Raw genomic sequence first — 26361 nt, 5'->3', positions numbered from 1 at the left:
TCCCTACAGAATCTGTTCGTGTTGGTTTGGCCTATACGCAAGTGACACTCATGGCGCAATGCGACGAACACGGTTCCGTTTACGTCTGGGCAACGATCATTCACCCGGCAAGCGGGTCGGGGGCGATATTCCCACCGCAGATCAGGACCGCGACACGCTCACCCGGTTCGGGCTGATAGGCCCCCGAGGTCAGCGCCGCCAGCGCTGCGGCCCCTGCGGGTTCCACCAGAATTCGATGCGCCTGCCAAAGCATCTGCTGCGCTTCTGCAATGGCTTCATCACTCACCAGAACCGAGCTCATACCCTGCGCCAGATCAAAGCAAATCTGGCCAATCCGCCGGGCACCCAACGCATTCGCTGCAATGCCGGACACGGACACATCCACAGGCTCACCCGCCTTCAGCGCCGCATTCAAGGCGCAAGAGGTCTCGGGTTCGACCGCCACAACCTTGCGCGCGCCGTCAAACCACGCCAGAGCGCCCGCAATCAGACCACCGCCACCAACCGCAACTAGAACAGTATCGGCTTCCAGCCCCTGAGCGTCCCACTCGGCAAAGCACGTCCCCTGCCCAGCCACCGTTGCGGGCGCGTCATAGGCATGGATTTGCATCGCGCTAGTAGCTTGTTCATGCGCCTGCGCGGCCGTCAGCGCGTTGGCATACTCACCCGAGACAACGCTCAGGTCCGCACCGGTTTGCTTGATCAATGCGATTTTGGACGGCCCCGCAAGCTCGGGCACAAAAATCTTGGCCGGGTAGCCCAGCGCCTGCGCTGCATAGGCGGCGGCTGCGCCGTGGTTACCGCCAGAAGCCGCCACCACTCCGGCCTCGGGGACGTCGGAACTGATCAGGGTGTTGAATGCCCCCCGCGCCTTGAAACTGCCGGTATGCTGCATCTGCTCTAGCTTCAGTTCGATGGGATAGCCCGGTATCTTGCTGGTCATCACGGGTGTGACCTGCGCATAGCCCGAAATGCGATGCTGGGCGGCTAATATTTCGCTCTTCCAATTCATTCTTGTCTTTCCGTGACTGGCGCTCTGTCCGCGAACCCTATAGCTGTTTGAAAAACACGCAAGCAGGGATCGATCACCCATGAGAGAAGACCGTCACAGCCCGTTCCGCGACGCACAAACAGATCGCTCGACCGCGCGCGAGGTGCCGGATACGCCGCAGACCCGCTCGCCTGCCTATCGCCTTGCGTTTGCCGACGAAGAATTCCTGTGCCGGGATGAGCTGCGCCCGGTGCGTCTGCAGTTGGAGCTGCTCAAGCCCGAGATGATCATGAGCGAGCGTGAGATCACCTCGACTATCGTCATGTTCGGCGGCGCGCGTATTCCAGAGCCGTCGCAAAAGCACACTGCACGGACCGAAACGCTGGCAGGTCTATCTCAATACTACGATGAAGCCCGCGAATTCGCGCGACTTATGACCGAAAAATCCAACGAGACCGGTGGACGTGAAAACGTGATCGTCACCGGCGGTGGCCCCGGCGTCATGGAGGCCGGGAACCGCGGCGCGCAAGATGCAAATGGCTGCTCCATCGGGTTGAACATCGTGCTGCCGCACGAACAGGCACCAAACCTGTACGTGACACCCGATCTTAGTTTCAACTTCCATTACTTCGCCATCCGCAAGATGCATTTCCTGATGCGCGCCCGCGCCATCACCATCTTCCCCGGTGGTTTCGGCACAATGGATGAACTGTTCGAATCCCTGACCCTGATCCAGACAGGCCGGATGGAGCGTGTGCCCTTCCTGCTGTTTGGTCGTGAGTTCTGGGAGAAAGTCATCAACTGGGCGGCACTGGCCGATGCGGGCACGATCTCGGACGAAGACCTTGACCTGTTCCGTTTTGTCGATACTGCGCAAGAAGCGGTCGATATCATCGAGAATTGGGAACCCGCCCCGCCCCGCGACGCCATTCCGGGGCGCTGAACCATGGCCCCCAAGATCGGAAAGATGCTGCACCTGCGTGGCAATTCCTTGAACGAAGGTGAACCAGTGGCCCTGCCGCTGACCCAAAGCAGCATGTACCACCTGCCGGGCGCAACGGATGGTCTGGCCACTTATGGCCGCGTCGACAATCCGACATGGGTGCAGCTGGAACATATGCTGTCACATCTTGAAGACGCGCCGAGCCTCAGCTTTCCATCGGGTATGGCGGCGATCTCAGCGGCGTTGTTTGCCACGCTTCAGGCCGGATCACGCCTGTTGATCCCGTCGGACGGCTACTATGTGACGCGCTTGCTGTCGGATCGGTTCCTCTCGCGTCTCGGGGTCGAGGTTGAGGAACGCGCAACAACGTCCTTTGCCGAGGGTGGTTTCGAGGGGTTTGACGTGGTGTTCGTCGAAAGCCCTTCGAACCCCGGCCTGGATATGATCGATCTGGCCGCCGTTGCTGAACAAGTGCGCGCTACCGGAGGGGTAACAATTGCAGATAACACAACCCTGACCCCGCTGGGCCAGCGCCCGCTGGATCTGGGGATCGATGTCGTGGTGTCCTCCGACACCAAGGCAATGGGCGGGCATTCAGATTTGCTGATGGGCCATGTGGCTAGCCGCAACGACCAGATCATGGAACGGGTCGAGGAATGGCGACGCGTCTCAGGCGCGATCCCCGGTCCTTATGAGGCATGGTTGCTACATCGCGGGCTGGAAACGCTGGAAGTGCGCTACGACCGAATGTGCAGTACAGCGCAGGTGCTGGCCGAACGGCTGGCTACCCATTCCGCAGTCAGGCATTTGCGCTATCCGGGGCTGCCTGGCGATCCGGCGCATGCGCTTGCGCAGGCTCAGACGAAACGGTTCGGATTTCTGTTGTCCCTGACGCTGGACAATGAGGACATGGCAGAGGCGTTTATTAACGGATGCCCTTTGTTGCGCCCTGCGACATCCTTTGGCGGCGTCCACAGCTCGGCCGAGCGTCGCGCCCGCTGGGGCGATGATGTTGACCCCGGTTTCATCCGCCTGTCTGTTGGATGTGAACCTGTTGAGGAACTATGGCAAGCCATCGAGGCCAGCCTGAACGCACTGTAGCTACTTCTTCGGCGCACGCAGTTCAGGGAACACATAGATCGGCAGAACAATACTGCCGATCAAAGCGCCCAGCCAGACCAGCAGCGTTGCGGCCAACAGATTTGCCACCCCTCCGATAACAAGTCCGGCTGTGATCCATTCGGTCACCAGCAGACCCACAAAAGTCACGATCAGGGCGATCCCACCTTTGAGTGCAGGCGCTTTCTTTTCTCCGATCTTCAGGATCAACGGCTCTGCGATCACTTGAACAACGGTGAAGACAATCACCACGACCACAAAGGACAAAGGCTTGATCGCAAAACCGGTCAGCAGCAGCACGGCCAATATCAACCCGATTGCGTTCCCGGCCAGCAAGGCCAAAGCGGATTTAAATCTGCGTGACATGCGGGGCCTCCGTTAAAGAACATCTGAGATCAAGTAGATACTACCAGACCCGCCAGATTTTACGAAGCAATTCAATTGCCTCTTCCTTTCGGCCGGTTGAAATCGCATGATAAAACACATTCATAAAGATCAGACCGACCCACATCCGCGAGAGGTGAGATGAGCGACGATCCCTATTCCGTCCTTGGCGTCGCCAAAGACGCCAGTGCTGCCGATATCAAGAAAGCTTATCGGCGCATCGCAAAAGAATGCCATCCGGATCTGAAACCCGGTGATGCCGAGGCAGAGGCAAAGTTCAAAGCCGCCGCAGCAGCCTATGACCTATTGAAAGACCCCGAAACCCGCGCGCGCTATGACAATGGTGAGATCGACGCTTCGGGTCAGGAGCGCCCGCAACAGCAATACTATCGTGACTATGCCGAGGCCGCAGGCAACCCTTATCGCGGGCGGCAGGCGGACCCGGATGATATGTCAGACATCTTCGCTGAATTCATGCGTGGCCGCAGTGGGTTTGGCAGTCAGCGCGCGCAGGAATTCCACGCGCCGGGTCACAACCTGAACTACTCGCTGCAGATCAGCTTTCTGGATGCTGTGTTTGGCGCCAGCCAGAAACTGACCCTGCCCGACGGCAACCGGATCGAGGTCAAGATACCGGCGGGCATCACCACGGGCCAGACCATCCGGCTGCGAGGCAAGGGCGCTCCGGGCTATGGCGAGGGGCCGGCGGGCGACGCGCTGGTCACGATCTCTGTCTCGGACCATCCGGTGTTCGACCGCCAGGGCAACAACATCCACATCACCCTGCCCATCAGCATTGATGAGGCCATTCTGGGCGGCAAAGTCCGCGCGCCCTCGATCGACGGCGGCGTCAACGTCACCGTTCCGGCGGGAACCAGCAGCGGCAAAACCTTGCGCCTGCGGGGCAAGGGGGTCAAAAAACGCGGCTCATCTGAACGCGGGGATCAACTGATCGAACTCACCATCGCCCTGCCCGACCAGATCGACAACGACCTCAAGCAATTCATGGAAACATGGCGCGACGCTCATCGCTATGATCCTCGGAAAGGAATGCCGTCATGACCCTGACCGAAGAGGAACTGATCGCCACCATCACCCGCCTGACCTCGGATCGTCTGACCGAATATCTGGCCGCCGAGATCGTGATCCCCAAGCAATCGGATCAAGGGGTCGTCTATCACAGCATCGACGTCGCCCGGCTGGAACTGGCCTGCGAGTTGCATGAGCAATACGATATGGAGGCGGATGCCCTGTCGATGATGATCTCTCTGATCGACCAAATGCACGGGTTGCGCGCCGAACTGCGCGAGGTTCTGAATGCTGTCGAAGCACAACCCGAACCCGTCCGCCAAAAAATGATCGAAGTGATCGGCACGGCGCGTTTCCAACGCGGATAGTCTGACTGCTATTCGGCTTTGATCCGATACTCGTCGGGCACGAAGAAGGTATAATCACGCTCAGCCACCTGTTCGTGGCATTCGTGGCAATAAACAACCTGATTGGGGCGTGATCCTGTGGTGTCGCCATAAAGCGACCCGTCAGGCAGCACCATGATGTAACGCCAATCAGCCGTTGCAGGGTTGGTGCCCTGCGGCAACTTCTCCATCACGAACATCGCACCCGGAAAGATCTTACCCTCATCGGTAACCGTCATACTGTCCTTTGCCAGAACCGACCCCGCTGGCAACACGTCTCCGTCCTGCATGGCTCCGTAGTTATGGGCCATGCGATTGGCGTAGCTGTTCACATATCGTTGACCGTGGGTCGCCGACACATAAGGCGAGTCATTGAACAGCGCCCAGCTTTGATAATTCCGGATCAGGTCAAGTCGCGCCCCGGCATAGCCGCGTGCCAGACGTCGGCTAAGCGATTGATAAATCTCTTCGGCCTCGTCTTTACTGAGATCAGCAGGGTTCTCGATTGTGATGTGTGCCTCGCGGTCATCGGCCTTCGCGGCTCCGATATGGAAAAGAAGCGAGAATGAGGCGGTGAGTATTGTTTTGAAACTAATTTTTAAAATCGTGCTCATGGTATTGGCCCATCTGAAAACAGTTTGCCTGCGTTCGGTCCGCGCGCAGGACATTGTCAAGGATTTAGCTTGTGGTTCACAACGACCCATTCCTCTCACAGCCTTGTGCACAAAGGTGAGCCTGACCTGAACCGAACAGGCCAAATATAACAAATTTTGAGTTCAGAAAACAGGCGCTGGCAGTGTAGCTCAGCCGTTCAGCCCAGCCTCGGCCTCAATCTGCTTGCGCGACTTGCGGGCGCGTTCGGAGGCCGATTTCAGCTGGCCACAGGCGGCCATAATGTCCTCTCCGCGTGTTTTGCGGATCGGTGAGGCATAGCCTGCCTGATAGATGATGTTCGCAAAGGCCCGGATACGGTTGTTCGAGCTGCGTTTGTACGGCGCGCCGGGCCATTCGTTGAACGGGATCAGGTTGATCTTAGCCGGGATATTGTGGCGCTTGATGTGCTCGATCAGGCGATGCGCATCCTCATCGCTGTCATTGACGCCATCCAGCATCACATATTCGAAGGTGATCCGCTCGGAATTCGAAGCGTTGGGATAGCTCGCGAGCGCTTGCAGCAACTCCTCGATATTCCAGCGCTTGTTGATGGGGACCAGTACGTCGCGGGTCTCATCCGTGGTGGCATGGAATGAGATCGCCAGCAGGCAGCCGATTTCTTCGGCAGTCCGTGCGATTTCAGGCACCACGCCAGACGTGGACAGGGTGATCCGGCGGCGCGACAGCGAAATGCCTTCTGGGTCCATGGCGATCTTCATCGCATCACGGACGTTTTCGAAGTTATAAAGCGGCTCGCCCATGCCCATCAGAACAATGTTCGACAGCAGCCGCGTTTCGTCCTTAGGGGCACCGGGGGTTGGCCATTCCTCAAGATCATCGCGAGCCATCATCACCTGACCAACAATTTCCGCCGCTGTCAGGTTGCGCACCAGTTTCTGTGTCCCGGTATGACAGAAAGAACAGGTCAGCGTGCAACCCACCTGAGACGAGATACACAAAGTGCCGCGATCTTCTTCGGGGATGTAAACAACCTCAACCTCGTGGCCGCCTGCAATGCGGCACAGATACTTGCGAGTTCCATCTTCCGAGATCTGACGGGTAACAACTTCGGGGATCTCGATAACGAAATTCTCAGCCAACTGTGCGCGATAGGCTTTGGCCAGATTTGTCATCTCGGCAAAGTCCCGCACACCCCATTGGTAAATCCACTGCCAGATCTGCCCGGTGCGCATTTTGGCCTGTTTTTCAGGCGTGCCATGTTCAATCAGCACCTCACGCAGGCGATCACGCGACAGACCCACCAGATTCACTTTCCCCTCAGGCAGTTTGCGGGGAATGGTCATAACGTCTTGCGTGATCGGCGCTTTGGGCGACATGCTGGTACCTTTTGGGGCGTATCTATGCAGAATCTGGCTTGGGATGCGCCTCTATATAGGAATGCGTGCAAAGATCAAAAGGAATCGTACCAATCAATTTGCCAAGCGCAAAAGTTCATCAACACGTGCACGACCCAATATCACCCGGCACGATGTAATTGCGATACCCGTACCTGATCCACCACCGAATGAAGCGCCTACGGCATCGCAATGCGCGTCCCTATACCTTGCCCATGCAGTTTGGGCAGTTTCCAGAGCAGGCTTTGCTTCAACACGCCCTGTGACCTCGTCTAATTCACGGGCGGCCTCTGCAGCCAGTTCATAACTTATCTCAAGCGCAACGTTGACCCTGTCTTCCATCTCCGCAACACAGGATCCGATTTCAACCTGTGAACTCGCGCTGGAACACTCCAGTGTCGGGTCAGCAATCGCGACAGTAGGAAAAAGCAGGGCAACAAAAACAAAACGCATAACCACCTCTCCGATCTGTTCATAACGGACGAGGTCAGGTTAACATGTTTTTTTGAAAGCCTTCGATTGAATTCGACCGCAGCAAAGGCGTTGCTGCGGTCAGTCGTTTAGCTGGAGAATATCGGTGCAGTGTCAGACACCTGAGGGTGGAACAAGGCAGTCTGCTGCATCCAGCTTTTTCACCGGATCATCTGGACCACATTCTTCACCGGTAACTGGATAGGTTTCTTCGTTGTTTTCACAGGCCGTCAACAGAACCCCACACACCATCATCAACGCGACCAGAGACTTGTTCATCATATCTTTCACTCCTTCGTTTCTCTTGAACCGATTAGTTCAGATTCTGAAGGCCGCGACATTGATACGGATCAAATTCAAAGCTGACATTACGTAAAGACGCTAACGGGTCGCCAAAACGACAAAGCCCCGCCAGATGACGGGGCCTTACACGCGCAGGTGGAAACTTAATTAGTGCAGCGCGTCTCGGCGTCTTCGATGGCCGCCGTGAAGCCCAGCAGCGAAAACGTGTCTTTGGTCTGCGTTCCACGCTCGGACCGTGCGGTCAGCACCGCCTCGGTCCCGCGTTTCATGGCGGTGACGATCTTAGCGTCATCTGCAGCCGTTGCCGGCCAAGCCCATTCGCCTTCGGTGAACAGCTCAAACTCACTGCCATCCACATTCAGGTTCACGGTCGATCCGGATGCGAAAGGATAGCCGCCGGTAAAGGTGACCTGACCTTTGACCTCGGCATTGGGGCGATAGAATACGAACAACAGGATATCGCTGCGCCGAACCGAAACAACACGACCGCCGCGCGTGTTCACGGTTTCCTTAGGGGCAGAAACGCTCCAGCATTCGGTGGGATCGTCTTCGACAAAAACGCTCCAATCGGTTTTTGCCGCTACGCGATTTGTGCTTGTCGCTTGTTGAGCGATTGCAGTTGTGGTCATCCCCGCCACACACAGGCCCGCGATCACGCGGACGAGCATTGATCCCATTTGTCCAGCCTCCTAGCTCGACCTTTTACCTCATACCCACCGGAATGCCCCGCGAACCCTGCCGGTTCGTCTTTACGAAAGTTGCGCATTCCGATGATTGCCGACATACACACACTAACGCAGGTTTCGCCACAGGCGAAAGGGCGATTGGCAGAATTTTGCGCAAAAAACCGGAGGTCCCGATGACGCAGCCTATCCCGATGACAGAACTGTGGCGCGGTCCTTTGCTGGAAAGCTTGCATCTGGGCCACGCTGTCATCTGCGACGATACCGGCCAGATTGTGCAAAGCTGGGGGGACCCGAACGCGGTGATCTATCCGCGCTCATCCGCCAAGATGATTCAAGCACTTCCCTTGATCACGTCGGGTGCGGCGGCAAAATACGGGCTGAGTTCCGAGCATCTGGCGTTGGCCTGCGCGTCACACAACGGGGCTGCCATTCACACGGATCGCGTGACCGCCTGGCTGGATCATCTAGGACTGTCTGAGCCCGATCTGCGCTGCGGCCCGCAGGAACCGGCGGACAAGGCCGCACGCGACCGGCTGATATTGGCCGACGATACACCCTGTCAGATACACAACAATTGTTCGGGCAAACACTGCGGGTTTCTGACCTTGGCACAGCATATGGGGGCCGGGCCAGAATATCTTGAAATCGATCATCCCGTTCAGCAGGCCAGCCTGGCTGCATTCGAAGAAACCACAGGGGAAACCAGCCCCGGCTATGGGATTGACGGCTGCTCGGCGCCGAATTTTGCCACATCGCTGGTGGGTCTTGCCCGTTCCATGGCTTGGTTTGCATCCGCTGCTGATCGCTCGGATCGGTCCAGCGATGCCGCGCAGAAGCTGACGGCGGCCATGATCCAGCATCCGGATCTGGTTGCGGGCGAAACGCGTGCCTGCACCGAGCTGATGCGCGCCATGGATGGCCGCGCCGCGATCAAAACCGGGGCCGAGGCCGTGTTTGTGGCCATCATCCCCGAGAAAAGGATGGGCGTGGCCCTGAAGATAGCCGATGGCACAACCCGCGCCAGTGAATGCGCGATTGCAGCCATCCTTGTCGGTCTTGGTGTACTGGAGGCCGATCACCCGGCCACCCGCAAGTTCATGAATGCCATCCAATACAGCCGCCGTGGGCTGGAATGTGGCGTGATCCGGCCTGCACCGGGTTTTCCCGGGCCAGCTTAAGCCTCGAATTCGTGGATCTCAGCCACCTCGACCGAGCCGGTGCCACTGACGACCATGGGGCAGCCCTTGGCCATTTCATTCGCCGCCTCGACCGTGTCGGCCATGACCACGCTAAATCCCGAAGCAGGATTTGCGCCACCATCCTCGGCAACGCCTGACGCGCTGACAGTATAGGACTGCCCGACCGGGTTGCCTGGTATCTTGACCGCCGGTCCCATGTCCTGAAACCAGGCGCCCCATGCAGCCATGGTGGCGTCGATTTCGGCCTGAGACTGCGGCGCAGCACCGCCGTGGTAGACAAACAAATATTGGGGCATATCGCTCCTCCCTGATGAAATCCTATTTGCACTGCGCTTCGAGTTTGCGCAGCGACGATGTCCAGCCTTTGTTGTGGTTTGCGGCGGCCTCGGCATCAGCCAGTTCGCGGTGATCCAGAACCAGCCGTGATCCGGTACCAGAGGCGGTGACGGAGAAGGTCACATGGCTTTCGGCCCCGCGCTGATCCTGATCGTCATGCCAGCCCCAGGTGAACCCGACCGAGTTTGGGGGATCGACATGGGTAACATGGCCCGAGACCTTGTATTGCTGACCCTCGGCATTCTGCATCACCGAATACCAGGGCCCGGTGCGCGAGAAATCCAGATTGTGCTCGGGCACATGCATTCCCTCGGGGCCCCACCACTGCAACAGCTTCGCCCCCTCCGAGACCCACGCGAACAGAGTTTCGGGGTCAACGGGAAACTCCCGTTCGAGTTTCAGGTCGGCCATGAGGTTTCCCTTTCCAAAATGTCGCCCAAACGATCCAGGCTGTTCTCCCAGAACTGCCGTTTCGAGATTGTCCAATCCGCAATCGCTCGCAGGCCTTCGGGTCGCACCGAATACAGACGCTGCGTGCCCTGCACCCGCTGCTGAATCAGCCCTGCCTCGCGCAGAACTTTCAGATGGCGTGAGATTGCGGCACCCGACATGCCTTTGCCGTCGATCAGATCACCGGCAGGCAATTCCCCATCGGCCATCAACTGCTCGACAATCGAGAACCGCGTGGCGTCGGATAAAGCGGAAAAGGCGGTCAGAAGCGTGTTCATGACCACTATTTAACATATCTGTTAAATAAAAGAAAGCTCAGTTCTACGAATCGGCAAACTCTGCGCGCGAATAGCCCTGCAGGTACAGCAGCGCCGTCAGATCCCCATGATTGATCCGCACCTCGCACTCTGCTGCGACCGAGGGTTTGGCGTGGAGCGCCACACCTGTTCCGGCGCGATGCAACATGCCCAGATCATTCGCCCCATCACCCACGGCAAGAACATCCGATTCCGCGATGCCCAAATGCGCAGTGATCCGCTCCAGCGATTCAACCTTGGCCTCGCGCCCCAGAATCGGACGCTGAACCTCTCCTGTCAGTTTGCCATCCGCGGCCAGAAGCGTGTTGGCCCGGTTTTCGTCAAACCCGATCAACTCGGCCACACGCGCGGTAAAGGCCGTGAACCCGCCCGAGACCAGCGCGGCATATCCACCATTTTCACGCATGGTTGCCACCAGGGCGCGCCCACCGGGCATCAAGGTGATCCTAGTGTTCAAGACCTGATCGATCACCGCCTCGTCCAGACCTTTCAACAGGCCAACCCGTTCAATCAGAGCGCCTTCGAAATCCAGTTCGCCATTCATGGCCCGGGCGGTGATGTCTTTGACGCGCTCGCCGACACCGGCCTCGTCGGCCAGTTCATCAATGCATTCTTGTTGGATCATCGTGCTGTCCATGTCGGCCAGCAGCATCTTTTTGCGCCGCCCAGCCACAGGCTGCACGACAAGATCCACGCCCATGGCCTGCAAGTCTGCCCAGACCTCCCATTGATTGTCGGGGCGGGCTGGAAGACCAAATTCAGCCGCTTCATCGGGGCTGAGCCAGACAATATCTTCGCCGCCCCACGCATTTCGCAAAGACTCGACCATCGCAGTATCCAGCGCGGGCGCAGCGGGGTTGGTCAGCAAAGTGGCAACAAACATCTCAGGTCTCCGGCAAACTGCCTTGCGCATATCGCAGGTGCAGCATTTTCGCCAGAGTTGGATGGGCCTTCGCCCTGGAAATATCCGGGTATCGGGTCTTGTCCGCCTTGGATTTCCCGGTCAGGTTCAGGGCGCAGCGCACCGAAGGGACTAAACAATGACCAACCCGCTTTACGATCGTTTGTTCGGCATCCATGCGGGGAAAGAGACGCCATTTCTACACCTGCCCGATGGCCACACCATCACACATGCCGCATTCCTAAACATGGCCGCACAAATCGCCAATACGCTGACGGCACTTGAGCTGAAACCGGGTGACAGGGTTGCGGTCCAGGTTGAAAAGTCACCGCAGATGCTGGCGCTCTATGCCGCCTGCGCGCAGGCCGGGCTGATCTTCCTGCCGCTAAACACCGCATATAAAACGGCGGAACTGACCTATTTCATCGAAAACAGCGGCGCATCTTTGGTTGTCTGCGACGCGGTCAATAAGACTGAGCTAGCCCCTGTCGCGAGCGCGCAGAATGCCAAGGTAGAAACACTGAACGGGGATGGCAGCGGCAGTCTGATGCGAAACGCACAGACCATGCCAACCCATTTCGAGACAGTGAACCGGGCTGAGGATGATCTGGCCGCATTCCTTTACACCTCGGGCACCACCGGACGCTCAAAGGGGGCGATGCTTACGCAGGCGAATCTGCTGTCAAACGCCGAAACGCTGGTCCGGGAATGGCGGTTCACGCGCGAAGATGTGCTGTTGCACGCGCTGCCGATCTTTCACACGCACGGGCTGTTCGTGGCAACGAATGTGATCCTCGCCTCGGGCGGATCGATGATCTTTCTGCCGAAATTTGATTTGGATGAGATGCTACGCCTGATGCCGCAGGCGACGTCGATGATGGGCGTGCCGACGTTCTACACCCGCTTGCTGGGCGATGATCGATTCAATGGCGATCTGATCAGCCATATGCGGCTGTTCATCTCGGGCTCAGCCCCTCTTCTGGCGGAAACCCATGAGACATTCGAGGCCCGCACCGGCCATCGTATTCTGGAACGCTACGGCATGACCGAGACCAACATGAACACCTCGAACCCTTATGATGGCGAACGCCGCGCGGGGACGGTCGGGTTTCCCCTACCGGATGTCGAGTTGAAAGTGACAGATCCGGACATCGGCGAGACCCTGCCGCAGGGTGAGATCGGCATGATCGAGGTGCGCGGCCCGAACGTGTTCAGCGGCTACTGGCAGATGCCTGAAAAAACCGCAGCCGAACTGCGCGGCGATGGGTTCTTTATCACCGGAGATCTGGGTCGGGTGGACGAGGATGGCTATGTCCATATCGTCGGGCGCGGCAAGGACCTGATCATCTCGGGCGGGTTCAACATCTATCCAAAAGAGCTTGAACTGCTGCTGGACGACCAGCCCGGCGTGCTGGAAAGTGCTGTGATCGGCGTACCGCACCCGGATTTCGGCGAGACGGTTTTGGGCATCATCGTGCCTTTGCCCGGCCAGTCGCCTGACCTGACCGCAATCATGGCCTCGGTTCAGAACGACCTCGCCCGGTTCAAACACCCGCGCGAGTTGATCCTGATGGACGCTCTGCCGCGCAATACGATGGGCAAGGTGCAGAAAAACGCCCTGCGGGAACACTTCAAGGACAGGTTCAGCCAAAGATAGGTTTCAGAGGTACGCGTCCGTTTTGAGTCAGTAGCCAACACTGACGACCTTCGAACACCGCAACGGCTAGAGACCGGCCATAACCCGCACCTGCATCCAGATTGATCCGGTTGCCGCAATGCTCGGCTGCATCAACCGGTGTATGACCATGTACGACCAGCCAAGGGTGAGGTTCGGTTTCCATCAGAAATTCTCGCCGTATCCAGACCAAATCGTCTTCGGATTGTTGTTCGAGTGAAATGCCTGGGCGGATGCCTGCGTGGACGAACAGCAGTTCACCTTCCTGATGGTACAGCGGCAAGGTATTGATGAAATCAATATGCGCGGGCGGGACCGCCGCGCGAGCACGTTCATTGACCTGAAAGATGCGGTCATTATCGACGACTTCAACACCGTAGGAGGCCAACGTTTCTCGTCCGCCCAAACGCGGGTGCAACCAACTGAGCGTGATCGGCAGATGTTTGTCTGCGATCTCGCAATCCTGCACGAAACGGGCAAACATGCGGTCGTGGTTTCCCTTGACCATGATCCAGTTCCGACCCGCGCGTTGTCCGTCGATCAATAGGTCGAGCACAGCTTTGCTGTCAGGGCCGCGATCGACATAGTCACCGAGGAACACAACCCTTGCATCAGGCCCGCCATCTGCCTCAATGCGGGAAAGTGCTAACTGCAACATGCCCAACTGCCCGTGAATGTCACCAATGGCGTAGATCGGGGAAGTCATAGAAAACCCTTGTATAAACGAATACCCTGCGAGCTCTCTATAATTGAGAGCCTGTTAAAGAAAACACCCGCGCCTTGGGCGGCGCGGGCAAAGGATGTCTCAGAAACTCAACACACGCTAGGCGACGTCAAATTCCAGCGGTTTGATCTGAGTGAACAGACCCGTCTCGGCCAGCTTGGCGCGCGCCTCAGCCGGAACCGGTTCGTCGACATAAAGCAGCGCGATGGCCTCCCCACCCGCCTCGGACCGGCCTAGGGTAAAGTTCGCGATGTTCACGTCGTTCGCGCCCATGGTCTGGCCCAGCGCACCAATGATGCCCGGCACGTCCTCGTTGGTGGTGTAGAGCATATGCGCCCCGATTTCGGCATCGATATTGATGCCCTTAATCTGGATGAACCGCGGCTTGCCGTCGCTGAATACCGTGCCGCCGATGGAACGCTCGCGTTTTTCGGTCACCACGGTCACTTTGATGTAACCCTCAAACGCACCGGATTTGTCCTGATTGGTGGTCGAAATCTGGATACCCCGCTCGCGGGCCACAACGGGGGCCGAGACCATATTCACCTCGGGGTTGAACTTCTTCATGATCCCGGCAACGACCGAGCAATTCAGCGCAGCCAGGTTCATCTCAGCCGCCACACCGTCATAGAGGATGTTGATCGCCTTGATCGGTTCATCGGTCATCTGGCCGATGAAGCTGCCCAGATGTCCGGCCAGCTTGATCCACGGGCCCATGACCTTGGCCTCTTCAGCCGTAACGCTGGGCATGTTCAGCGCGTTTTCCACAGCACCGGTCAGCAGGTAATTCGAGATCTGCTCGGCCACCTGCAGGGCCACGTTTTCCTGCGCCTCGGTCGTTGCCGCGCCAAGGTGAGGCGTGCAGACCACGTTGGGCAGGTTGAACAGGGCGTTTTCCTTGGCCGGTTCCTCGCTGAACACGTCAAAGGCCGCCCCTGCAACATGTCCGGATTGCAGCGCCTCAGCCAGCGCGTCTTCGTCGACCAGACCGCCGCGGGCACAGTTGATGATGCGCACACCCTTCTTGGTCTTAGCGAGATTCTCACGGCTGAGGATATTGCGCGTCTGGTCGGTCAGCGGCACGTGCAGAGTGATGAAGTCAGCACGCGCCAGCAGCTCGTCCAGCTCGACCTTCTCCACACCCATCTGCGCGGCTTTCTCTTCGCCCAGATAGGGGTCATAGGCCACAACCTTCATCTTCAGACCAAGCGCACGCTCGCAGACGATACCGCCGATATTGCCCGCCCCGATCACGCCAAGGGTCTTGTTGGTCAGCTCGATCCCCATGAACTTGGACTTTTCCCATTTGCCCGCGTGGGTCGAGGTGCTGGCCTCGGGGATTTGCCGCGCTACGGCAAACATCATCGCAATCGCGTGCTCTGCCGTAGTGATCATGTTGCCGAACGGCGTGTTCATGACGATCACGCCCTTTTTCGAGGCCGCATCCTTATCGATATTATCGGTACCAATCCCGGCACGACCGATCACTTTCAGCTTGTCGGCCTTCTCCAGAATGGTCGGTGTGACCTTGGTGGCCGAACGAATAGCAAGACCGTCATACTGACCGATCACCTCGGCCAGTTTGTCTTTGTCCTTGCCCAGATCGGGCATGAAATCCACATCGATACCGCGATCGCGGAAAATCTGCACGGCGGTTTCGCTGAGCTTGTCAGATACGAGTACTTTGGGGGCCATGTTCTCTGGTCCTTGAATTGTATGGAAGGTCCGGGCCTTGGACGGCCCGGTGAAAAGTCAGGCAGCCTCAGACTGCGCCGCAATCTCGGCCTCAAAAGCCCATGCCAGCCAAGGCAGCATCGCTTCGATGTTCGAAGTATCGACCGTACCGCCGCACCAGATACGCAAGCCCGCAGGGGCATCGCGATAAGCTCCGATGTCCAATGCGATGTTCTCGGCCTCAAGCCGTTTGGCCACGGCTTTCGCGAATGCTGCACCGTCTCGAATGCGGGCATCGGTGAACTTCAAGCACACGGATGTGTTCGAACGCGTCGCCGCATCCTCGGCCAGGTTGGCAATCCAGCCATTCTGGTCGCAAAACGCATGCAGCGCACCAGCATTGGCATCGGCCCGGGCGATCAACCCCTGCAACCCGCCAACCGAGCGCGCCCAGTCCAGCGCGAACAGGTAATCCTCAACCGCCAGCATCGAGGGCGTGTTGATGGTCGCGCCGGTGAAAATCCCGTCGATCAACTTGCCGCCCTTGGTCAGGCGGAAAATCTTCGGCAGCGGCCAGGCCGGGGTGTAGCTTTCCAGCCGCTCGACTGCGCGCGGGCTTAGGATCAGCATCCCGTGGGCCGCTTCGCCGCCCAGCACTTTTTGCCAGCTGAAGGTGGTCACATCCAGCTTGTCCCACGGCAGGTCCATCGCAAACGCTGCCGAGGTTGCATCACAGATTGTCAGGCCCTGACGGTCATCGGCGATCCAATCGCCATTGGGAACGCGCACGCCAGAGGTTGTGCCGTTCCATGTAAACACCACGTCATTGGCGAAATCGACCGAAGTCAGATCAACGATCTGCCCATATTCTGCAGTCTTGACCTCAGCGTCGATCTTCAACTGCTTGACCACGTCAGTTACCCAACCGGCACCAAAGCTTTCCCAGGCCAGCATCTCGACCTTGCGTTCACCCAGCAGCGACCAAAGCGCCATCTCAACCGCGCCGGTGTCCGAGGCGGGAACAATGCCGATCTTGTAGTCTGCCGGAATGCCCAACAGTTCGCGCGTGCCCTCGATGGCCGCCTTCAGCTTGTCCTTGCCAACAGCCGCGCGGTGCGAGCGCCCCAGCGCGGCATCGGCCAGTTTGGACAGATCAAATGTGGGGGGTTTGGCACAAGGGCCCGAGGAAAAACGCGGATTAGCCGGCCGCGTCGCCGGTTGTTCAATGCTCATCTGTATTACCCTTCCAGATACACGCCCCTCGTTGGGGAGGGGTGTCCCACGGGCAGAGCTATTGCCTCAAAAACCTCTCAGCAAGCGAAAAAGACCTTTCCAATGCCAAAAACGACACCGGAAATCGCGTTTATCGGGAACGCAGGTTTCCTATCGGCATCACAGATCGAAGCGGACAGTCTCTCCTGTGGCCAGCGCCTGCTGCGCCGCCAGTCCCATGCGCACCGCCCATAGCCCATCCTGAAGCGACACATCCGGCGCAGAACGTTGGCCGCGCACAAGTTCCAGAAACCCCTGATGTTGATAGAAGGTCGAGCCATTGTGGTCCCCAGCCGCCAGTAACTTGGGGTCAACCGGGATGTCTTTTGACACAGGTCCTTTCGGATCACGCGGGCTGACAATCAGCTGTGGCACCGGGGGCTCACCCAAATGATCAGGCCAGAACCGACCCGGGCCGGGCACCAACGCCTCGATCTTGGCCTTGGGGCCAATGGTCGTGACCTCTTCCTGATAGCGTGAGCCTTCGGCGAACATGCACAGTTCCAGCATCGCCCGCGCCCCGTTGGCGAAATCGACCAGCACATAGCCGTGGTCCAGAATGTCGGGCGTCTCACCGTCGTAGCTTTCATCCAAGTGGTTTATTGCCTGCCCGCCACTGGCGGTGATCCGCACTGGATCGGAATGCAATATCAAACGCATCAGGTCAAAGAAGTGGCAACATTTCTCAACAAAGGTCCCGCCGGTGTTTCGGTTGAACCGGTTCCAGTTGCCGACCTTGCCCAGAAACGGAAAGCGATGTTCACGGATCGACAGCATCTGAACGCCGCCCGTCACACCCGCCTGATCAATCAAGGCGGCGATGGGCGGCATATAGCGGTATTCCATCGCCACCCAGATCGGATGGGGGTAGTCCCGCTGCACCTGCTCAAGCCGCGCGGCATCCGCCGGGTTGGTAAATAAGGGTTTCTCGACCAGCAATGGCAGAGGGCGCGTTTCTGCAATCTCACAGATCTGGTCCACATGCAGATGGTTCGGGCTGGCAATGACAACGCAATCCAAATTCTCGACCGCCAACAGCTCTTGCACAGACGCCACAATGGCCGCATCGGGCGCAATGGTTTGCGCCGCTTGGGCCATATCCGGGTCGGGTTCATAGATCGCGGCAACGCGCGCGCCGTCCAACAGCGCTATGTTGTGCAGGTGCTCCTGCCCCATCATGCCGCATCCGATCAGCCCGTAGTGGATGGTCCGGGTCATGCGTTTTCCTTTTACTTCAGACGTTGGACATAGGTGGCCCGATCCGGATCGAACCATGTTTTTGAAAACTCGACGGGTTCCGCCTTTTCCGACCAGCTGAACCGCTCGATATACCCCACCGTTTCCCCGGCAGGTTTGGTGAAAGTCTCGGGCGTCCAGCCGGGCAGTTTCCCGACCGAAACCCTGTCTTCCGCCCGCGTGATCCAGAACCCAAGCTGGTGCTGATAATAACGATAGAGCGAGTCTGACAGCAGGCTTCGATCGATCCGACCGGCTGATTCGTCCAGCCAGATCTCCTCGACCGCGATGATTGTGTCATTCAGATAGCGCATCCGCCGCACGCGCGAGCCTCGGCTTGATGCCCCGAATTCGGGCAGATCGGCGGGCTTTTCCACCTGATCCACAGACAGGATATCCGCGCGCGGCAAGCCACCACCTTCGGGCAGTTCTAGCCGGAACATTGCGTAAACGCTATTTTGCGTTCCCGTCTCACGCACATAGTTGCCCGAGCCCTGTATCCGCTCCAGCATGCCTTTTTTCTCAAGCTCGGCGAGCGATTTTCGCAACGTCCCGACCGAAACCTTTAGCTCGGCCGCCATGTCCCGTTCCGGCGGCAGACGCTCGCCATCAATCATGCGACCTGCCGCGATTTCGCGGATCAGTAGCTCTGCGATCTGAACATAGATCGGCAAGGCATTGGGGTTTCGGTTGGTCGTGGTCACTTGCGCGCGCTTCACTGGGTCGCAGGAAAAATTGATACACTATTGATCTACATCAATGCGCTTGCTACGCAAGAGGAAAGTCAAAGATGTACGGAGTGTGAATCAAATGACCATCGTCCCCATCACATCCCCCGATCTGGATGCGGCCGAGGTTTCGTGGTTTGCAGCACTTTGCTCGGATGACTACCAGTTTCTTGGCGTACCTGACGGCAATCTACGTTCGAGCTGGGATCATTGTTCCGGCATCGTCAAAGAGGCCGAAGCGCAGGGGTTCCGCAACATCCTGTGCCCCTCGTCCTATCAGGTCGGTCAGGACACGCTGAGTTTCGTCGCCGGCTGCGCCCCGATCACCGAAAAGATCAACCTGCTGGCCGCCGTGCGGTGCGGTGAGATGCAGCCGATCATGCTGGCCCGTACCATTGCGACGCTGGACCACATGCTGAAGGGTCGGCTGACGGTCAACATCATCTCCTCAGATTTCCCCGGTGAGAAAGCCGGTAGCGCGTTCCGCTATCAGCGCTCGCGCGAAGTGGTCGAGATCCTGAAACAGGCCTGGACGCAGGATGAGATCAATCATGCGGGTGAGGTCTATAACTTCTCGGGCCTGACCACCGATCCGGCCAAGCCGTATCAGACTGGCGGGCCGCTGCTCTATTTCGGAGGGTATTCTCCGTCAGCGCTGGATCTGTGTGGCGAGCATTGCGATGTGTATCTGATGTGGCCCGAAACCAAGGACCAGCTGACCGAGCGTATGAAGGCCGTTCACGCGGTCGCCGAAAATTACGACCGGACGCTGGATTACGGCCTGCGCGTCCACATGATCGTCCGCGATACCGAGGCCGAGGCACAGGAATATGCGGATTACATTGTCTCAAAGCTGGATGACGAATATGGTCGCGCGATCCGGGAACGGGCCTTGGATTCCACCTCGCTGGGCGTGGCGCATCAGGCCAAGAACCGCGATCTGGCGGACGAATATGGCTATGTCGAGCCGGGTCTGTGGACGGGCGTGGGCCGGGCACGTTCCGGCTGTGGCGCGGCTCTGGTGGGCTCGACCGATCAGGTGATGAGCAAGATCGAAGAATACCAGAAGATGGGCATCCGCGCTTTCATCTTCTCAGGCTATCCGCACATGGACGAAGCCAAGCATTTTGGTGCCCGCGTGATGCCCAACCTGAAAACCTGCTCGCTGCCCGAAGCCTATGGGCGCGTGCCTGCAACATCCCCGGCGACCCCGCTGGGCAACGGAGTTCGTCGCTGATGCAACGTGTGAAACTATCCGACACGCTGGAAATGAGCCGCCTTGTCTATGGCATGTGGCGGCTGGGCGATGACAGCGATACGTCCGTGGGTCATGTCGAGGCTAAGATTCAATCTTGTCTGGATCAGGGCATCACCACCTTTGATCAGGCTGACATCTATGGCGGCTACGCTGCTGAGGCTGTTCTGGGCAATGCCTTGCGCGCCAATCCCAGCCTGCGCAAGCGGATGGAAATCGTCACCAAGTGCGACATCATCGCGCCGATGGGCCGGTATGCGGATGCCAAGGTCAAATATTACGACACATCGCGTGACCATATTTTGAAATCAGTCGACACATCGCTGACAGAAATGGCGATTGATCATATCGACCTGCTGCTGATCCACCGCCCCGACCCGTTCATGGACCACCATGAGACCGGCGCCGCGCTAGATGAAGTTGTTGCCAGCGGCAAGGTCGGCGCGGTCGGCGTGTCGAACTTCCGCCCCTGGGACTGGTCGCTGCTGCAATCGGCGATGAAAACACAACTGGTCACCAACCAGATCGAGATCTCTCTGGGAGAGATCAGCCCCTTCACCAATGGCGATCTGGCCTTTCACCAGCAGCATGGGCAACCAATCATGGCATGGTCGCCTCTGGGTGGCGGTCTTCTGATGGCCGGGAACCCGCCCGTCGGTGTCGTCGCGGATGAGATCGCAGCCGCGTTCGGCGTGGATCGCGCTGCCGTGGCCGTGGCGTTCCTGTTGGCTCATCCGGCAAATATCCTGCCGGTTCTGGGCACCAATAACCTGAGTCGCATCAAAACCATCTCGGACGCTCTGAAAGTTAAACTGGATCGTGAAAGCTGGTATCGCCTCTATGAGGCGGCGCTGGGGCATGAGGTACCATGATGAACGCCATCTCAAAGGACATGACCCGCACATTCGTTCCCCACAAGGACGACACCCGCACCCTGCGCGACGCCTTTGGCCGCTTTGCCACGGGCGTCACCATCGTAACCTGCGACAGCGCGGATGGCCCGGTCTGCATCACCGCGAACAGCTTTTCGTCCCTGTCACTGGACCCGCCGCTGATCATGTGGGCAGGCGATCGCAACTCACGCCGTTTTCCCTATTTTCACAAGGCCCGCCATTTCACCGTACATGTGCTATCGTCCGAACAGGCAGAGCTGTGCTTTGGGTGCTCCAAAGACGCCCACGCCCTGCGTGAGATCGAACATGAGCGCTGCGAGAATGGTACGCCGCTGCTGTCGGATTGCCTGGCGCGGTTTGAATGCGAACAACATGCCTATCACGATGCGGGCGATCATGTGATCGTGGTGGGCAAAGTCCTGAAGGCCAGCATGAGCGATGGAGACGCGCTGACCTTCTATGCCGGGAAACTCGGCCAATTCGCGCAACACTAAGCGCGATCTGACGACCGCAGGAGAAACCTGCGGCTGCACAAGGGAGGATCCGCATGGGCGGACTGGCATCGGTGCTTGCGCCGATTGCATTCGTGAACGAAACCGCGCTGCGCCTGGGCCGCGCGGTTGGCGTCGTTGCGATTGCATTGATGGTGATCGCGATCCTGATTCAGGTGTTCTTTCGATACGTGCTGGGCAATGCTCTGCCCTGGCCGGATGAAGCCGCGCGATTCTGTATGTTGTGGATGACCGGCCTGATGGCCCCCACCGCCTTTCGGCGCGGTGGCTTTGTAGCCATCGACATGGTGCCATTGATGCTGCCGCGCGTTGTCGGGCAGGTGCTGACCCTGTTCCTGCTGGTGGTCTCACTGGCGGTGTTGCTGGTCGCCGTTAATATCGGATGGTCCGAGGTCACCGGATTTGGCGGCAAATTCGCGACTGCTGCTTTGTACCTGCCCACCTCCCTCGGGTTCGACGAATGGTATCGCATCCCGCGCAGCTGGATGATGGCCTCACTGCTGGTGGGGATCATCCTGCTGATTTCTGTAAATATCGAGCTGGTCCTGCGTTCAGTCGTGACCCTCATGGGTGGCGGACATCTGTTGCCTGAAATTCCTGATGCGCCAGCGGGGGCTGAATAAATGCTGATCTGGTTCCTGCCCACATTCCTGGTTTTCCTCATCATCGGCCTGCCGGTCTTCTTCGCCTTGCTGGCCGCACCTGGCATCCTGCTTTGGCTAAACGGCCAGACGAACGACATCACGCTGCTGTATCGCAATGTCTACAATGGCATGGACAGCTTTCCGCTGATGGCGATCCCCTTCTTCATGCTGGCCGGAGAGTTGATGAACCGCGGCGGCATTACCATCCGCTTGGTCGAGTTCAGCCAGGCGCTGATGGGCCATCTGCGCGGCGGTCTGGCACATGTGAACGTGCTGAGTTCGATCCTGTTCGCGGGCCTCTCCGGATCGGCGGTGGCTGATACCTCGGCCCTTGGGTCGATGCTGATCCCAGCGATGGAAAAACAGGGCTACACCCGCAAATTCGCCGCAGCAATTACAGCGGCGAGTTCTGTGATCGGCCCGATCATCCCGCCCTCGGGCATCATGATCATCTACGCCTATGTCATGGGCGAAAGCGTCGCGGCACTGTTCCTGGCCGGTATTGTGCCGGGCGTGATGGTCGGCGTCGGCCTGATGCTGATGATCAAATTCATGGCCGACAAGTATGACTTCCCCGTCGCCAGCCGCAAATACACCTGGGGTGAACGGCGTCAGGCCAGCCTCAAAGCGTTTTTCCCGCTGCTGACTCCGGTGATCATTCTGGGAGGAATTCTGGGCGGTATCTTCACCCCGACCGAGGCCGCCGCCGTGGCTGTAGGATATGCCTTCATCATCGGCTTTTTTGTCCTGCGAACGTTGACGTTGAAAGAGGTGCCCGAGATCCTCAGCAATGCCGGTCTAACCTCGGCCGTTGTGCTGCTGCTGGTTGGTGCCGCGATGGCGTTCAAAACCGTTGTCAGCCTCAGCCACGCGCCAGAACAATTGGCCTCGCTGATCCTCAGCCTGTCGGAGAATCCACTGATCCTGCTGTTCTTGATCAACCTGCTTCTGTTTGTCGTCGGCATGTTCTTGGATGCCGGCCCGGCGATCATCATTCTTGGTCCGATCCTTGGCCCCATCTTTACCAGCCTCGGCGTCGATCCGATCCATTTCGCGATCATCATGAGCGTCAATCTGACGGTTGGCCTGGCCACGCCACCTATGGGGCTGGTGTTGTTCGTGGCCGCTGCCGTATCGCGCGAGAAGGTCGAGACCATCGCCAAGGCCATTCTGCCGTTCCTGGCCGTTGAAATCATCGTGATCTTTCTGATCACCTATATCCCCGCAATATCCATGACGATCCCGAGGATAACGGGATTTGCAAACTAACTGAGACCCATAGGGAGGAAACGCATGCTCAGAAACTTCATCAAAACCGCAGCGGTGGCCACGTCACTGGTGGCGGCATCTGCCATAGCGGCAACCGCAGCCGATTACACGTTGCGTGCCACGGCCAACTCGAACGAAAACGATGAGGACTATGACGGTCTGGTCGTCTTCAAAAACTATGTCGAGGCCGCATCAAACGGCGCCATCGAAGTGGAACTGTTCATCGGCACGCAGCTGTGTTCGAACGGTGCGGAATGCCTGCAAGGTGTGGCTGACGGTACCATTGATATCTATATCTCAACTTCGGGCGGCGCGTCCGGCATCTTTCCTTACGTGCAGGTTCTGGACCTGCCCTATTTGATGGCCGATGACCGCATTGCGGAACATGTCCTGTCCGGCGACTTCACCCGTACCATGCGTGACATGGCGCTGGAGGATTCCGGCGGCGCGATCCGTCTGATGACCATCGGCAACACCGGCGGCTGGCGCAACTTTGCCAACACGCAGCGCCGCATCGCTGAACCTGCCGATATGGACGGTCTGAAAATCCGCACCGTGGTTGCCGACCTGCCGCAGGAACTGGTCAAGGCGCTGGGTGCATCGCCCACCCCGATCCCGTGGCCTGAACTGTTCACCAGCTTCCAGACTGGCGTTGTTGAGGGTTCTAAAAACGGCATCACTGATATCATGGGCATGAAATTCCCGGATGCGGGCCTGCAATATGTCACGCTGGACGGCCACGCCTATATGGGCGCCCTTTGGTGGATGAACAACGCGAAGTTTCAGGAGATGCCCGAGGATATGCGCCGCGTCGTCGTTGACGGCTTCTATGCGCTGCAACAGGCCACTTTTGCCTCGCCCAAGCGCAAGTCGATTCAGGCCTATGAAGACTTCGTCGCCGGTGGCGGTGACCTCTATGTTCTGACACCCGACCAGAAGGCCGCGTTCAAAGAAGCCGCTACTCCGGTTTATGACTGGTTCCAGTCCAACGTTGCCCGCGGTGATGAGATCTTTGTTGCGCTGACCGATGCAGTTGCAGCGGCTGAGGCCGATGTCAACGCATCGCGCGATGCGGACCTGAACTAAGCTAACGGGTCGGGCCCCTAAGGCCCGGCCCTCACCGAAACGGGTACATCCAACCCTTGTAGTCGTTCACCAGCACATGCGCCCTTTCGATCTGCTCCGGCGACATCTTCTTGACCACTTCCTCAAGGCTGATCGCGGCATCGGGATCGCCGCCAATGGCGCTGAGCGTGTACCACATATAGGCCCGCACCAGATCGGGCGCAGGCATGCCCAGACCCAGTTCGTAATACCAGCCAACACCCGACTGTGCCCCCGGATGCCCCTTCATCGAGGCGCGCAGATACCATTCGAACGCGCGTTCATAGTCTTGTTCGACACCCAGCCCCAACCCGTACATCACGCCGATCAATTCCTCCGCCTCGGCATTGCCGGACCGCGCCGCTGGCAACAGCTCCTCACGCGCGGCCTCAAATTCCCCAGCTTCCATCATGTCGCGCGCCTGTTCCAACTCGGCCAACGCCGGGGATGCGAACAGGCAAAGGGCATATACAAACTGACGCATGGGGTTGCTTTCCTTCTGGCCGGGGCTGCAGCGGCACAGGATTTGCCGCGCCCGCTGACGGATGCTGATTTCATACCCTTTGATATGGAACAGGCCGCTATTGGTCATCAACTGTTTTACGATCCGATTCTGTCGGGCAACCAGAACATCTCTTGCGCCCATTGCCATCACCCAGATTTCGGTACCTCGGATGGGCTGTCTTTAGGCATAGGCGAAGGTGGTGAGGGTCTGGGCCCGGATCGCACACCCGGCACTGGGATCGATAGAATCCGCAAGCGCATTCCCCGCAATTCACCTGGGCTGTGGAACCTCGGCGCTAAGGACATCCACACAGTGTTTCACGATGGCCGCCTGAGCATATCAGATGTCTACGGCAACGGCTTCAATTCACCGGCGCAGGAATGGTTGCCCGAAGGGTTGAACTCATTACTCGCTGCGCAGGCGCTGTTTCCCTTGACGTCGCAATTCGAGATGGCCGGGAATGTCGGCGAAAATCAGGTGACCGGAGCGGTGGCCGACCGGATCGATCTGGGCTGGCCCATTCTGGCCAAACGCGTCCGCACCAATCCGCGTTACGGATCGGCTATGATTAAGGCATTCGACCAAGTCGAAAATACCGAAGACATCACGATCACACAGATTGCAAATGCTCTGGCCGCGTTCATGGCCATCGAATGGCGCAGCACCGACAGCCCGTTTGATCGGTACCTGGCGGGTGATGCCACGGCGCTCACGGACGCTCAGAAAGACGGTATGAGCCTGTTCTATGGCAAGGCCAATTGCGCGACCTGCCATTCCGGCCCTTTCATGACGGATCAGCAATTTCACGCTTTGGGCCTGCCTCCCTTTGGCCCTGGACGAACCCGCCAATGGGACCCATACGCCCGCGACGTGGGCCGCATGGGCGAAAGCAATCGGATCGAGGATGCTTATCGCTTCCGCACCCCGATGCTCCGCAACGTCACGCTGACCGCACCCTATGGCCATAACGGGGCTTTTCCAGATCTGGACACGATGATCCGCCACCATTTGAACCCGCAGGCCAGCCTTTCCAACTGGATGCCGGACTCGGCGGCCCTGCCCGAGGTTCCTTGGCTGCAAAAAGCGGATTTTGTCGTCTGGCAAGACCGGTTCGAAATGCAGCGGGTGCGCAACACAATCGACATTTCCCCGGTGGTTCTTACCGACACGGAAATCAACGCACTCATTGCGTTCCTGAACGCCCTAACAGGCACGAACGTGGACACACCGCCTTTTGGTGTGCCCAAAGATTTCAAGCCGTAAAGTGCCCCCCCTTGGGGGGGTGTTTTTACTCTGCGGCTTCCATGTATTCGGTCATGGGTGGGCATGTGCAGATGAGGTTTCGG

General features: G+C 58.4%; 30 protein-coding genes. 13 read left to right on the top strand and 17 right to left on the bottom strand.

Annotation, left to right across the window (positions count from 1 at the left end):
- Window positions 1-100 precede the first annotated feature (100 nt).
- Window positions 101-1012, bottom strand: coding sequence for a threonine/serine dehydratase (locus ACR0JE_RS10870; protein WP_480864177.1), 912 nt, complete (start codon window positions 1010-1012; stop codon window positions 101-103).
- Window positions 1013-1091: 79 nt separating this feature from the next.
- Between ACR0JE_RS10870 and ACR0JE_RS10865 the strand changes: the two genes are divergently transcribed.
- Window positions 1092-1934, top strand: a complete 843-nt coding sequence (locus ACR0JE_RS10865) for an LOG family protein (protein WP_170533568.1) — start codon at window positions 1092-1094, stop codon at window positions 1932-1934.
- A gap of 3 nt (window positions 1935-1937) precedes the next feature.
- Window positions 1938-3035, top strand: a complete 1098-nt coding sequence (locus ACR0JE_RS10860) for a cystathionine gamma-lyase (RefSeq protein WP_480864176.1) — start codon at window positions 1938-1940, stop codon at window positions 3033-3035.
- On the opposite strand, the gene ACR0JE_RS10855 is transcribed toward ACR0JE_RS10860, so the two are convergent.
- A complete protein-coding gene (locus ACR0JE_RS10855; RefSeq protein WP_480543224.1) occupies window positions 3036-3419 on the bottom strand; it encodes a hypothetical protein in 384 nt (127 codons plus the stop codon).
- Window positions 3420-3578: 159 nt separating this feature from the next.
- Between ACR0JE_RS10855 and ACR0JE_RS10850 the strand changes: the two genes are divergently transcribed.
- Both ACR0JE_RS10850 and ACR0JE_RS10845 read left to right on the top strand, forming a co-directional pair.
- Entirely contained in the window at window positions 3579-4499 is a 921-nt protein-coding gene (locus ACR0JE_RS10850) for a DnaJ C-terminal domain-containing protein (RefSeq protein ID WP_480864175.1), read from the top strand.
- Complete coding sequence (locus tag ACR0JE_RS10845) at window positions 4496-4834, top strand: hypothetical protein (protein ID WP_480864174.1); 339 nt, start codon at window positions 4496-4498, stop codon at window positions 4832-4834. The genes ACR0JE_RS10850 and ACR0JE_RS10845 overlap by 4 nt, the downstream gene beginning before the upstream one ends.
- An 8-nt stretch (window positions 4835-4842) precedes the next feature.
- Here the strand turns inward: ACR0JE_RS10845 and ACR0JE_RS10840 are convergent, their stop codons facing one another.
- The 5 genes from ACR0JE_RS10840 to ACR0JE_RS10820 all read right to left on the bottom strand — a co-directional run bounded on the left by ACR0JE_RS10840 (window position 4843) and on the right by ACR0JE_RS10820 (window position 8312).
- On the bottom strand, window positions 4843-5466 hold the full coding sequence (locus ACR0JE_RS10840) for a cytochrome P460 family protein (RefSeq protein ID WP_480864173.1): 624 nt from the start codon (window positions 5464-5466) through the stop codon (window positions 4843-4845).
- A 189-nt stretch (window positions 5467-5655) separates the two neighbouring features.
- Window positions 5656-6843 carry a dual-specificity RNA methyltransferase RlmN gene (gene rlmN, locus ACR0JE_RS10835; protein WP_480864172.1) on the bottom strand — a complete coding sequence of 396 codons (1188 nt, stop codon included), beginning with the start codon at window positions 6841-6843 and terminating at the stop codon, window positions 5656-5658.
- 93 nt (window positions 6844-6936) lie between these two features.
- Window positions 6937-7314, bottom strand: a complete 378-nt coding sequence (locus ACR0JE_RS10830) for a lysozyme inhibitor LprI family protein (protein ID WP_480543234.1) — start codon at window positions 7312-7314, stop codon at window positions 6937-6939.
- Between the two features lie 132 nt (window positions 7315-7446).
- On the bottom strand, window positions 7447-7611 hold the full coding sequence (locus tag ACR0JE_RS10825; RefSeq protein WP_480864171.1) for a hypothetical protein: 165 nt from the start codon (window positions 7609-7611) through the stop codon (window positions 7447-7449).
- A gap of 167 nt (window positions 7612-7778) precedes the next feature.
- Complete coding sequence (locus ACR0JE_RS10820; protein ID WP_480864170.1) at window positions 7779-8312, bottom strand: invasion associated locus B family protein; 534 nt, start codon at window positions 8310-8312, stop codon at window positions 7779-7781.
- A 182-nt stretch (window positions 8313-8494) separates the two neighbouring features.
- Here ACR0JE_RS10820 and ACR0JE_RS10815 point away from each other — a divergent pair, with 182 nt between their 5' ends.
- Entirely contained in the window at window positions 8495-9499 is a 1005-nt protein-coding gene (locus ACR0JE_RS10815) for an asparaginase (protein ID WP_480864169.1), read from the top strand.
- Here the strand turns inward: ACR0JE_RS10815 and ACR0JE_RS10810 are convergent.
- Genes ACR0JE_RS10810 through serB form a run of 4 tightly spaced genes read right to left on the bottom strand, consistent with a single transcriptional unit; the run spans window position 9496 to window position 11506 of the window.
- Window positions 9496-9816 (bottom strand): YciI family protein, encoded by a 321-nt coding sequence (locus ACR0JE_RS10810; protein WP_480543238.1) that lies wholly within the window; start codon window positions 9814-9816, stop codon window positions 9496-9498. The two genes, ACR0JE_RS10815 and ACR0JE_RS10810, sit on opposite strands and share 4 nt — an antisense overlap.
- Window positions 9817-9838: 22 nt before the next feature.
- Entirely contained in the window at window positions 9839-10267 is a 429-nt protein-coding gene (locus ACR0JE_RS10805) for an SRPBCC family protein (protein ID WP_480864168.1), read from the bottom strand.
- Complete coding sequence (locus tag ACR0JE_RS10800) at window positions 10255-10584, bottom strand: ArsR/SmtB family transcription factor (protein WP_480543242.1); 330 nt, start codon at window positions 10582-10584, stop codon at window positions 10255-10257. Before ACR0JE_RS10800 ends, ACR0JE_RS10805 begins: the two co-directional genes overlap by 13 nt.
- Before the next feature lie 43 nt (window positions 10585-10627).
- Window positions 10628-11506: a phosphoserine phosphatase SerB gene (gene serB / locus ACR0JE_RS10795; RefSeq protein WP_480864167.1), complete on the bottom strand. Its 879-nt coding sequence runs from the start codon at window positions 11504-11506 to the stop codon at window positions 10628-10630.
- 157 nt (window positions 11507-11663) lie between these two features.
- Between serB and ACR0JE_RS10790 the strand changes: the two genes are divergently transcribed.
- On the top strand, window positions 11664-13181 hold the full coding sequence (locus ACR0JE_RS10790; RefSeq protein WP_480864166.1) for a malonate--CoA ligase: 1518 nt from the start codon (window positions 11664-11666) through the stop codon (window positions 13179-13181).
- Here ACR0JE_RS10790 and ACR0JE_RS10785 read toward each other — a convergent pair.
- The 5 genes from ACR0JE_RS10785 to ACR0JE_RS10765 form a co-directional block, all read right to left on the bottom strand.
- Complete coding sequence (locus ACR0JE_RS10785; RefSeq protein ID WP_480826334.1) at window positions 13168-13905, bottom strand: metallophosphoesterase family protein; 738 nt, start codon at window positions 13903-13905, stop codon at window positions 13168-13170. The genes ACR0JE_RS10790 and ACR0JE_RS10785 overlap by 14 nt on opposite strands.
- A 117-nt stretch (window positions 13906-14022) precedes the next feature.
- Entirely contained in the window at window positions 14023-15618 is a 1596-nt protein-coding gene (gene serA, locus ACR0JE_RS10780; protein ID WP_480550594.1) for a phosphoglycerate dehydrogenase, read from the bottom strand.
- 57 nt (window positions 15619-15675) lie between these two features.
- Complete coding sequence (locus ACR0JE_RS10775; protein WP_480864165.1) at window positions 15676-16830, bottom strand: phosphoserine transaminase; 1155 nt, start codon at window positions 16828-16830, stop codon at window positions 15676-15678.
- A gap of 159 nt (window positions 16831-16989) precedes the next feature.
- Window positions 16990-18087, bottom strand: a complete 1098-nt coding sequence (locus ACR0JE_RS10770; protein ID WP_480864164.1) for a Gfo/Idh/MocA family protein — start codon at window positions 18085-18087, stop codon at window positions 16990-16992.
- An 11-nt stretch (window positions 18088-18098) separates the two neighbouring features.
- Complete coding sequence (locus ACR0JE_RS10765) at window positions 18099-18809, bottom strand: GntR family transcriptional regulator (RefSeq protein ID WP_480864163.1); 711 nt, start codon at window positions 18807-18809, stop codon at window positions 18099-18101.
- Between the two features lie 106 nt (window positions 18810-18915).
- Here ACR0JE_RS10765 and ACR0JE_RS10760 point away from each other — a divergent pair, with 106 nt between their 5' ends.
- The 6 genes from ACR0JE_RS10760 to ACR0JE_RS10735 are packed head-to-tail and all read left to right on the top strand — an operon-like array spanning window position 18916 to window position 24492.
- Window positions 18916-20070: an LLM class flavin-dependent oxidoreductase gene (locus ACR0JE_RS10760; RefSeq protein WP_480864162.1), complete on the top strand. Its 1155-nt coding sequence runs from the start codon at window positions 18916-18918 to the stop codon at window positions 20068-20070.
- On the top strand, window positions 20070-20960 hold the full coding sequence (locus ACR0JE_RS10755) for an aldo/keto reductase (RefSeq protein WP_480864161.1): 891 nt from the start codon (window positions 20070-20072) through the stop codon (window positions 20958-20960). Before ACR0JE_RS10760 ends, ACR0JE_RS10755 begins: the two co-directional genes overlap by 1 nt.
- Window positions 20960-21475: a flavin reductase family protein gene (locus ACR0JE_RS10750; RefSeq protein ID WP_480864160.1), complete on the top strand. Its 516-nt coding sequence runs from the start codon at window positions 20960-20962 to the stop codon at window positions 21473-21475. The genes ACR0JE_RS10755 and ACR0JE_RS10750 overlap by 1 nt, the downstream gene beginning before the upstream one ends.
- 53 nt (window positions 21476-21528) lie before the next feature.
- On the top strand, window positions 21529-22116 hold the full coding sequence (locus tag ACR0JE_RS10745) for a TRAP transporter small permease (protein ID WP_480543262.1): 588 nt from the start codon (window positions 21529-21531) through the stop codon (window positions 22114-22116).
- On the top strand, window positions 22117-23406 hold the full coding sequence (locus ACR0JE_RS10740) for a TRAP transporter large permease (RefSeq protein WP_170533636.1): 1290 nt from the start codon (window positions 22117-22119) through the stop codon (window positions 23404-23406). It abuts the gene before it with no gap.
- A 24-nt stretch (window positions 23407-23430) separates the two neighbouring features.
- Entirely contained in the window at window positions 23431-24492 is a 1062-nt protein-coding gene (locus ACR0JE_RS10735; protein WP_170533639.1) for a TRAP transporter substrate-binding protein, read from the top strand.
- A gap of 31 nt (window positions 24493-24523) precedes the next feature.
- On the opposite strand, the gene ACR0JE_RS10730 is transcribed toward ACR0JE_RS10735, so the two are convergent.
- Window positions 24524-24994, bottom strand: coding sequence for a tetratricopeptide repeat protein (locus tag ACR0JE_RS10730; RefSeq protein WP_170430854.1), 471 nt, complete (start codon window positions 24992-24994; stop codon window positions 24524-24526).
- A gap of 42 nt (window positions 24995-25036) precedes the next feature.
- Here ACR0JE_RS10730 and ACR0JE_RS10725 point away from each other — a divergent pair, with 42 nt between their 5' ends.
- Complete coding sequence (locus tag ACR0JE_RS10725; RefSeq protein WP_480864159.1) at window positions 25037-26278, top strand: cytochrome-c peroxidase; 1242 nt, start codon at window positions 25037-25039, stop codon at window positions 26276-26278.
- Window positions 26279-26361 lie beyond the last annotated feature (83 nt).

The sequence above is a fragment of the Ruegeria sp. H3 genome (assembly GCF_056533095.1).
Note: the sequence above shows the minus strand (reverse complement) of the source record. Positions and strands in the feature narration are given on the sequence as shown.

Bases quoted from the DNA above. Each gene is read 5' to 3' on its own strand.
- ACR0JE_RS10735 (WP_170533639.1), top strand. From the start codon at position 23,431: ATGCTCAGAAACTTCATCAAAACCGCAGCGGTGGCCACGTCACTGGTG.
- ACR0JE_RS10820 (WP_480864170.1), bottom strand. From the start codon at position 8,312: ATGGGATCAATGCTCGTCCGCGTGATCGCGGGCCTGTGTGTGGCGGGG.
- ACR0JE_RS10750 (WP_480864160.1), top strand. From the start codon at position 20,960: ATGAACGCCATCTCAAAGGACATGACCCGCACATTCGTTCCCCACAAG.
- ACR0JE_RS10790 (WP_480864166.1), top strand. From the start codon at position 11,664: ATGACCAACCCGCTTTACGATCGTTTGTTCGGCATCCATGCGGGGAAA.
- ACR0JE_RS10805 (WP_480864168.1), bottom strand. From the start codon at position 10,267: ATGGCCGACCTGAAACTCGAACGGGAGTTTCCCGTTGACCCCGAAACT.
- ACR0JE_RS10785 (WP_480826334.1), bottom strand. From the start codon at position 13,905: ATGACTTCCCCGATCTACGCCATTGGTGACATTCACGGGCAGTTGGGC.
- ACR0JE_RS10760 (WP_480864162.1), top strand. From the start codon at position 18,916: ATGACCATCGTCCCCATCACATCCCCCGATCTGGATGCGGCCGAGGTT.
- ACR0JE_RS10840 (WP_480864173.1), bottom strand. From the start codon at position 5,466: ATGAGCACGATTTTAAAAATTAGTTTCAAAACAATACTCACCGCCTCA.
- serA (WP_480550594.1), bottom strand. From the start codon at position 15,618: ATGGCCCCCAAAGTACTCGTATCTGACAAGCTCAGCGAAACCGCCGTG.
- ACR0JE_RS10730 (WP_170430854.1), bottom strand. From the start codon at position 24,994: ATGCGTCAGTTTGTATATGCCCTTTGCCTGTTCGCATCCCCGGCGTTG.
- ACR0JE_RS10815 (WP_480864169.1), top strand. From the start codon at position 8,495: ATGACGCAGCCTATCCCGATGACAGAACTGTGGCGCGGTCCTTTGCTG.
- ACR0JE_RS10825 (WP_480864171.1), bottom strand. From the start codon at position 7,611: ATGAACAAGTCTCTGGTCGCGTTGATGATGGTGTGTGGGGTTCTGTTG.
- ACR0JE_RS10870 (WP_480864177.1), bottom strand. From the start codon at position 1,012: ATGAATTGGAAGAGCGAAATATTAGCCGCCCAGCATCGCATTTCGGGC.
- ACR0JE_RS10865 (WP_170533568.1), top strand. From the start codon at position 1,092: ATGAGAGAAGACCGTCACAGCCCGTTCCGCGACGCACAAACAGATCGC.
- ACR0JE_RS10855 (WP_480543224.1), bottom strand. From the start codon at position 3,419: ATGTCACGCAGATTTAAATCCGCTTTGGCCTTGCTGGCCGGGAACGCA.
- ACR0JE_RS10810 (WP_480543238.1), bottom strand. From the start codon at position 9,816: ATGCCCCAATATTTGTTTGTCTACCACGGCGGTGCTGCGCCGCAGTCT.
- ACR0JE_RS10755 (WP_480864161.1), top strand. From the start codon at position 20,070: ATGCAACGTGTGAAACTATCCGACACGCTGGAAATGAGCCGCCTTGTC.
- ACR0JE_RS10770 (WP_480864164.1), bottom strand. From the start codon at position 18,087: ATGACCCGGACCATCCACTACGGGCTGATCGGATGCGGCATGATGGGG.
- ACR0JE_RS10745 (WP_480543262.1), top strand. From the start codon at position 21,529: ATGGGCGGACTGGCATCGGTGCTTGCGCCGATTGCATTCGTGAACGAA.
- ACR0JE_RS10800 (WP_480543242.1), bottom strand. From the start codon at position 10,584: ATGAACACGCTTCTGACCGCCTTTTCCGCTTTATCCGACGCCACGCGG.
- ACR0JE_RS10860 (WP_480864176.1), top strand. From the start codon at position 1,938: ATGGCCCCCAAGATCGGAAAGATGCTGCACCTGCGTGGCAATTCCTTG.
- ACR0JE_RS10775 (WP_480864165.1), bottom strand. From the start codon at position 16,830: ATGAGCATTGAACAACCGGCGACGCGGCCGGCTAATCCGCGTTTTTCC.
- ACR0JE_RS10830 (WP_480543234.1), bottom strand. From the start codon at position 7,314: ATGCGTTTTGTTTTTGTTGCCCTGCTTTTTCCTACTGTCGCGATTGCT.
- ACR0JE_RS10850 (WP_480864175.1), top strand. From the start codon at position 3,579: ATGAGCGACGATCCCTATTCCGTCCTTGGCGTCGCCAAAGACGCCAGT.
- ACR0JE_RS10845 (WP_480864174.1), top strand. From the start codon at position 4,496: ATGACCCTGACCGAAGAGGAACTGATCGCCACCATCACCCGCCTGACC.
- rlmN (WP_480864172.1), bottom strand. From the start codon at position 6,843: ATGTCGCCCAAAGCGCCGATCACGCAAGACGTTATGACCATTCCCCGC.
- ACR0JE_RS10740 (WP_170533636.1), top strand. From the start codon at position 22,117: ATGCTGATCTGGTTCCTGCCCACATTCCTGGTTTTCCTCATCATCGGC.
- serB (WP_480864167.1), bottom strand. From the start codon at position 11,506: ATGTTTGTTGCCACTTTGCTGACCAACCCCGCTGCGCCCGCGCTGGAT.